4 protein-coding genes are annotated in these 2,449 nt (G+C 58.1%); all 4 read right to left on the bottom strand.

From position 1 onward, the window contains the following. Positions 1-670, bottom strand: a 670-nt coding sequence (locus FHT73_RS29200) for a filamentous hemagglutinin N-terminal domain-containing protein (protein ID WP_183716536.1), incomplete at its 3' end; no start/stop codon positions are given. A 194-nt stretch (positions 671-864) separates the two neighbouring features. Further along, positions 865-1,422: a hypothetical protein gene (locus FHT73_RS29195; protein WP_112611644.1), complete on the bottom strand. Its 558-nt coding sequence runs from the start codon at positions 1,420-1,422 to the stop codon at positions 865-867. Positions 1,423-1,480: 58 nt separating this feature from the next. After that, positions 1,481-1,936 carry a hypothetical protein gene (locus FHT73_RS29190; RefSeq protein ID WP_112611642.1) on the bottom strand — a complete coding sequence of 152 codons (456 nt, stop codon included), beginning with the start codon at positions 1,934-1,936 and terminating at the stop codon, positions 1,481-1,483. A gap of 20 nt (positions 1,937-1,956) precedes the next feature. After that, positions 1,957-2,449: ShlB/FhaC/HecB family hemolysin secretion/activation protein (locus FHT73_RS29185; protein ID WP_246712281.1), on the bottom strand; the 493-nt coding region annotated here is incomplete at its 5' end.

Genomic DNA, 2,449 nt, shown 5'->3' with positions numbered 1-2,449 from the left:
CAGCGCCAGGAGCAGCCGCAAAGTTTCCGCCTGCGCCTTCGAAGGTGACATCGCCGCCATTGACGGTGAATCCTGTCAGGCTTCCGTCGGCGCCGATAGTGGGAACACCAGTCGTCAGCGTCGCATGCGGCGTATTAATGAAACCGCAGCCGGCGCAGGTGATTCCATTCGGATTAGCTATGATGACGTCGGCCCTGCCGCCATAGACTTCTGTCGGGCCGTTCAGCGCCGAGCGATTGCCTGAGGTGACCTCGTTGAGAATGACGGAAGCCGCGTTCGAGGCATTGAGGTTTGGATTGCCCGGCGTCACCCCGCCGAGGTTCGAGATGCCCTGCTCGCCTTTGAAGTTATTGAGGATCAAGCCTTGGGTGCCAACATTGAAGTTGTCGTACTTGTTATGCGAGAGGCCGGCGGCGTTCGGCGTGACGATATCGATCAGCGGCACGCCGTTGGGCGCTGCACCAACGCCCGGCTGGTTGGCAGCGGGAACAGATCCTGCCGCGGAAACGGATTGCGCGTTTGCAATTGCCGGCTGAAGAAACAGAAGCAAGCTCAGAGTGACGGCAAGCAACTGTCGCCCAAGGCGCAGAAGCTGGCTTCGCAGACCAAACGCGACGTCCTCGTCTTTAGCCGCAAGCCTTGATCCAACCAATGCGATTTTCTTGCTCATCACACGCCTTTACTGGTGACTGCGCGGCACGCTGAATTTGCCGCAGTTGAACCAAAGCTTGCAGATCGATCACCACACCCATGGCCGCGCGATCAACGCGTTTCCGGCCCTTGGCTGAAGCAATCCTTGTGTGATCGGCATGAGCCGTTCACACCGAATCCTCTCGTAAAGTCGACGTCAGAGCCGGCCTCCCCCTATTTCTTCGTCAACAACCACTTCTTGACGTTGGCGGTGAACGAGTCGGAAAGGCGCTGAGCCATAACCTCAGGAGATCCGGAGGTTTGCATCGCATTGACGGCGACCGCGACAATGACGCCATAGCCACTTCCGCGCATGGAAAGGTCTTCACCGTGTATGTTCTGGGCTGCTGCGATCAGTTCACCGGTCTTGGCGTTTTCCAGCCGGATCGTCCCGTCGATGCGACTGTCATGGCCCCCGATGACACGCGCCTTCTTCGTGCTGACGTCAAAGACATGCAACGTGACAACTAGACGGCCCGATACGGGTCCGCCCGGCAGGCCGACGAGCTGCTTTGTCATTGTCGTCCGCAACACCCGGATCGCATCCGACATCTCTTGTTCCGCCAGCTTTTTATCCGCTTCCGGGAATGCCATTAGATCAGGCGTCGTCTCGATGCGGATTTCGCGCACGGAGGTCTTTTGAAGAGCAGCCACAAGACGTGGGTCCGTCGTGACGCACGACGCGAGCAACATCATGAGAACAAGGGCGATACCACCGGAGATGTATCGCATTAGCTTGGCCCCAAAGGCACCGGTTACAGATATCAAGCGCAGATCCATCGTCATCTCCTCAGCCGCCTCTTGTGGCCGGGGTGGTTTTCACACCGCCGTCGAGTTTTTTGTAAAGTTCGCCCAATTGAGATTTCGGCGCCGCGCACCCTCTCGAACGTGCAAGATCCGTCAGCACCTGATTGCGATTGCGCAAGGCGTCGATCTCGATCTTCTCCGGCGATTTGGGATCCATGAAAAACAGGGCCGGCCAGAACAGAAGAACGCCCGTGGCGCCAAGGATGACATTCTTGCCCTGGGCCTGCGAACGCTCCTTGACGGTTGACAGGATCTGGCGTTCGTTCGCGGCGAATTCGCGATTGATACCGCTGCACTCCAACCCGGCATCACCCACACTGGTCGATGCAATCGGATGCGCCTCGCGGCCACCACAACCCGACAGCATGATTGAACAGCTCAAAAGCACTGCGGTGGATAGCGCGGGAGCTTTTCGGTTTTTCATCATTGCGAAATTCATGATCTTGCCCTGTTACACTTTTACCAACGTATTGAAGTACTTACGAAAAGAAGCCCGGAGTCGCGGCGGTCGACCGTGCCACCAAAGACATCCGAATAACCCATATCGAAATTGACATTGCCGCCGGCGAGCTTGGCGCCGACCGTCCAGCCAAGCATGTCGCCGCCTGCGATCTGGTAACGGGCCTGGCGGGCGATCCGCCCGTAATCGAGACCGACATAGGGCCTGAACTCTCCGAGGATCTTCGCCAGTTCGGCATTCTCGGCAAATGGCTGCGTCCGCCAGACGAGATCGTTGCGGATGAAGAAGCCGTTATTGCCGTAAAGCATGGTCTCGCGCGTGCCGCGCACCGAGGAATAACCGCCAGCCGAGATCTGCTCCGCCCCGAACAGATTGTCGGGGGAATATTGCCCGGTGGCGATCGAATTGATCTCGAAATGCTGGTCCGCGACTTCGAACGGCTTCGTCATGGTGATGGTGCCGGTGAACTTCGAGAAGCGAGGATCGGCGTTG

This window comes from Rhizobium sp. BK098 (genome assembly GCF_014193155.1).
Taxonomy (GTDB): domain Bacteria; phylum Pseudomonadota; class Alphaproteobacteria; order Rhizobiales; family Rhizobiaceae; genus Rhizobium.
This window is presented reverse-complemented; position numbering and strand designations above follow the sequence as displayed.